The sequence below is a fragment of the Acinetobacter sp. UBA6720 genome (assembly GCF_002454215.1).
In the GTDB taxonomy this organism is placed as follows: domain Bacteria; phylum Pseudomonadota; class Gammaproteobacteria; order Pseudomonadales; family Moraxellaceae; genus Acinetobacter.
The window spans coordinates 1-4,779 of the sequence record NZ_DKIK01000168.1 but is presented as its reverse complement, the minus strand read 5'-3'; the positions used below and the strand labels follow the sequence as shown (position 1 = coordinate 4,779).

The following is a 4,779-nucleotide window of genomic DNA, read 5'->3' as shown; positions in this document are numbered from 1 at the left end:
TAGTGACAGTTTATTGACAGACTCGTTTTTTTTGATAAGTGGTGTGCAATTAATTTTGTAAAGCCGTGTAAAGCGATTAGAATGGCGCCACATTGCTAATATCTTTTGACTTATGTCTGATCAGAATCTCCCCCCTAATCAGCCAGATCAGCTTGATTTGGTCTATGGTTTAAATGACCGCCCTCGTCCACTTATTGCTTTTCTTGCTGCTTTTCAGCACCTCCTTGCCATTATCGTCCCAATCGTTACGCCAGGTTTGCTGATTTGTTTAGCGCTTGGTGTGTCGAAAGAAGATACCAACATGATTTTATCCATGTCATTGGTCATCTCAGGTGTTGCAACCTTCTTACAATGTAAAAAAGTTGGACCTTTGGGCGCAGGCTTACTGATTGTGCAAGGGACCAGTTTTAACTTTATCGGTCCAATTATTGGAATTGGCTCTGCCATGGTTGCTGCAGGTACTCCTGTAGAATCCGTCATGGCTGCCATTTTTGGTGTAGTAATCGCAGGTTCATTTATTGAAATGGGCGTGTCACGCATCCTACCTTGGGTGAAAATGCTCATTACCCCATTGGTAACAGGCATTGTGGTGTTATTGATAGGTTTGACGCTCATCAAAGAAGGTCTCATCAGCATGGGTGGTGGCTATCAAGCCATGTCAAACAACACTTTTGCCAATCCAGACAATCTCATCATGTCGTGTACAGTGCTGGCATTGATCATCATCTTGAACCGTATTCGTATTACTTGGGTGAAAAGCTCGGCTATTTTAATCGCACTGATTGTCGGTTATATATTGGCTGGCTTTATGGGGCATCTTGACTTTTCGGGTGTTCAGGACGCCCCCCTAGTTCAAGTTCCAACCCCCATGCACTTTGGTTTAGACTTCTCTTGGAGCTTGTTTATTCCAATGGCCTTTATTTACCTTGTGACCTCTTTAGAGGCGATTGGCGATATTACAGCAACGTCTAAACTCTCCAACCAACCTGTCGATGGTTCAACATGGATGGAGCGTATTAAAGGTGGTGTCTTGGTGAATGGTGCAAATTCTTTGCTTGCAGGTATTTTCAATACCTTCCCTAGCTCGGTCTTTGCCCAAAACAATGGCGTGATTCAACTTACTGGGGTGGCGAGTCGTTATGTCGGCATCTGGATTGCTGCGCTATTGGTGATTCTAGGTTTACTGCCTGCGGTTGCAGGTGTGATTCAGGCAGTACCTCAAGCTGTTCTAGGTGGTGCTGTGATGGTGATGTTCGGTGCTGTTGCCGCATCAGGGATTAATATTCTTTCGGGTGTTCACCTTGACCGCCGAGCACTACTGATCATTGCCATTTCGCTGGCGCTCGGTTTAGGTGTTGCACAAGTTCCACAAATTTTGGAACATTTGCCAGAATTATTCCGTAACATCTTTAGTTCAGGTGTTGCGACAGGCGGTATTGCAGCATTGTTATTAAACATTATTCTTCCTGAGCCGAAGAAATAAGTTTTCATTTCAGTATGCACGTAGCCCAGCACTGTCTGGGCATCGTTTTTACTATGGAGTATATAAAATGGATCCACGAAGTGAAGTTGTTCTTCGCCAGCAGGAATTTCTCTCTGGTTCAGTCTTACTGGTCAATGCACCGTGTGACGAATTAAATACGCAACTTACTGGGGTTGTAGAGCCACATTTTTGGACATGGAATTTTAACGAATTACAATATTTCCAAAACCAACAAAGTGATGTGCATTTTGGTACAGATTTACCAGATGTCGCTTTTGATCAAGCCATTGTATTTGTTCCAAAATCAAAAGAGCTTCTCAATTACGCCTTGCACCAACTGGTCAGTCGTTTGGCCGTAGGCACATCAATCTTTTTAGTCGGTGAAAAGAAAGGCGGTGTAGAACGTGCTTCAAAACAGCTACAACCATTTGGTAAAACACTCAAATTAGACAGTGCCCGACATTGCCAAATGTGGCAATTGATCACCGAAAAAACCGTAACCGCAAAACCTTTGGTCGATTGGGCACAGCACTACACAGTGCTCACCCCAAAAGGTGAATTACAGATTTGCGCATTGCCGGGGGTGTTTAGTCAAAACCGTCTAGACGTAGGAACAGCCGTGTTATTGCCTCACCTTTCCCACGTCACCTCTGGCAAAATTGCAGACTTTGGCTGTGGTGCTGGTGTGATTAGTGCTTATTTAGCCAAGTTAAATCCGAAAAATCGTATCTTTGCACTGGATGTCGATGCCTTTGCACTGGCTTCAACAAAAATGACTTTTGAAAAAAATAATCTTTTACCAGAACAACTTGAGATCAAAGCAGTTCGCGGAATTGAGGATGCGCCACTATTTTTACACGCAATCGTCAGTAATCCCCCATTCCATCAGGGCATTCATACAGATTACAATGCCAGCGAAAATTTATGCAAAACATCCCGCCGCCATCTCAAATCAGATGGTGAGTTGTGGATTGTTGCCAATCGCTTTCTGAATTATCCATTACTCATTGAGCAAAGTTTTGGCCAATGTACAACCAAAGCCGATCAACAAGGCTTTAAAGTGCTGTTTGCTAGCACACAAAAGAAATCTTAAGGAACAATGATGAGCGAAACGACTCAACCAGCTCAACTCAAGCGAAAGCTTGGAGCTCGCCATCTGAATATGATCGCCATTGGTGGTTCAATTGGCACAGGTTTATTCCTTGCCTCAGGTGCAACCATTGCAAATGCTGGTCCAGGCGGGGCGTTATTGGCCTACTGCTTAATTGGTGTGATGATTTACTTTCTCATGACCAGTCTTGGTGAGTTGGCAACACACAACCCAACATCGGGTGCATTTTTCACCTATGGTACCAAGTATGTTGAAGGTGGTTTTGGTTTCGCCCTCGGCTGGAACTATTGGTATAACTGGGCGATTACGGTGGCATTTGAATTGGTTGCCGTCCAATTCATTATGAAATTCTGGTTCCCCGACCTGCCCGGTTTTTACTGGAGTGCCTTATTTCTAGCTGTTGTCTTTGGGATCAACGCACTCACCGTCAAAGGCTTTGGTGAAAGTGAATTTTTCTTTTCTTTAGTCAAAGTCCTTGCCATTATCGTGTTCATCATTATTGGTATTTTCATGATTGTTAAAATTATGATGACACCAGGTGTATCTACATTTGCAAACTGGACCAAAGGTGAAGCCCCATTTGTTGGTGGTTTATCTGCACTAATTGGTGTGGCGATGATTGCGGGGTTCTCGTTTCAAGGTACCGAGATGGTTGGCGTTGCTGCAGGTGAATCAAAAGATCCGCAGAAAACCATTCCAATCGCCATCAAACAGATTTTTTGGCGTATTCTTCTGTTTTATGTCGTGTGTATTTTCATTATTGGCACCCTGATTTCTTATGATGATCCCTTGCTCCTTCAAGCCGCTTCATCTGAGAATATTACACTCTCTCCCTTTACTCTACTCTATGAAAAAGCAGGTTTTGCCTTTGCAGCCAGTGTAATGAATGCTGTAATTTTAACAGCCATTCTTTCAGCCGGTAACTCAGGAATGTATTCGTCAACACGTATGTTGTTCGACATGGCCCAAAATGGTAGCGCACCAAAAGCATTTTCAAAATTGGATCGTCGTGGCGTACCTATGAATGCCCTTTATGCGACCACAGCAATTGCCGCACTTTGCTTCTTAACTACCTTTATTGGTGAAAAGCAGGTATTTAACTGGCTGCTCAATATGTCAGGTATGTGTGGTTTTATCGTCTGGTTAGGGATTGCTGTTTCACACTATCGTTTCCGTAAAGGTTATGTTGCGCAAGGACATAAAATTGAAGATCTAGCCTATCGTGCCAAATTCTTCCCTTTTGCTCCATGGTTTGCCTTTATTCTGTGTACCATTGTTGTTTTAGGTCAAAACTACCAAGCAGTACTTGATGGCGAATGGCTCTCTGTTCTATCGACCTATATTGGTATTTTCTTGTTCTTGATCATTTGGTTAGGCTATAAGTGGAAATACAAAACCAAACTGGTTTCTTATCAAGAGATGGATGTCAGTCCAATGAACCCCGATCGTGATTAAAATCCTTTCATAATAAAAGACAGTCTTCGGGCTGTTTTTTATTATCATCATTTATTGTTTAACTCAAACCATAACACATCAATTAATAATTCAATTTTCAATAAGATAGTTCAATTATTAAAGTCACATAAAACCGATAGCTATAATTCGAATCTAGCCTAAAATTAGTTAATATTCTGCAACTAGTATCCACTCACTTGTGAGATGAACAATTGACATACTTACGCAGTAAAAAGAACGTACTTGGTTTAGCTCCAAATTCGCACTGCCACAACTCAAGAAGACAGCTTGTTGAGCACTGATCGCGATCTATTTTTTAGACAGAAAATAAAGTAGTTTCAAGTGGCTCCAAGTTGGAAATATTATTTCGTTGGCAAACACATCCTTGTAAAGTTAAATAACTAGAATTATCCATTTACTCTAAAGGTAAAGCTATTATCAATGTCATGAAGCAGGAATAAATGTAAATACCCTTATCATTCCTCTTAGACTCATCCGGCTTTGTTGCATAAACATTCAAAAGCTGAGTTTTCCCCAATCCATTCAAATTTAAGTGACAACTTGGGTGTGAGGTCTACCTAATTCCGTAAATCTATTCAGAACTGCCACACGCGCATGAATTTCATTGACCTGACTTTGAAAATGTCTTGCCGTCAGCTTATCTCCTAATAATTTGATGCAATGCATCTTGGTTTCCGCCAAACTACGACGGTGATAACCCGACCATTTT

Annotated in this window: 3 protein-coding genes and 1 pseudogene; 3 read left to right on the top strand and 1 reads right to left on the bottom strand. The window is 42.0% G+C overall.

Features of this window, described 5'->3' with window-relative positions; genetic code table 11:
• Positions 1 to 112 precede the first annotated feature (112 nt).
• The 3 genes from B4F08_RS14330 to B4F08_RS14320 all read left to right on the top strand — a co-directional run bounded on the left by B4F08_RS14330 (position 113) and on the right by B4F08_RS14320 (position 4,049).
• Positions 113 to 1,483: a uracil-xanthine permease family protein gene (locus tag B4F08_RS14330; RefSeq protein ID WP_291374926.1), complete on the top strand. Its 1,371-nt coding sequence runs from the start codon at positions 113 to 115 to the stop codon at positions 1,481 to 1,483.
• A 67-nt stretch (positions 1,484 to 1,550) separates the two neighbouring features.
• Positions 1,551 to 2,576 carry a class I SAM-dependent methyltransferase gene (locus B4F08_RS14325; protein WP_291374925.1) on the top strand — a complete coding sequence of 342 codons (1,026 nt, stop codon included), beginning with the start codon at positions 1,551 to 1,553 and terminating at the stop codon, positions 2,574 to 2,576.
• Between the two features lie 9 nt (positions 2,577 to 2,585).
• Entirely contained in the window at positions 2,586 to 4,049 is a 1,464-nt protein-coding gene (locus B4F08_RS14320; RefSeq protein ID WP_110973885.1) for an amino acid permease, read from the top strand.
• 549 nt (positions 4,050 to 4,598) lie between these two features.
• On the opposite strand, the pseudogene B4F08_RS14315 reads toward B4F08_RS14320, so the two are convergent.
• Positions 4,599 to 4,779, bottom strand: a pseudogene (locus B4F08_RS14315) (IS5/IS1182 family transposase); the annotation flags it as partial.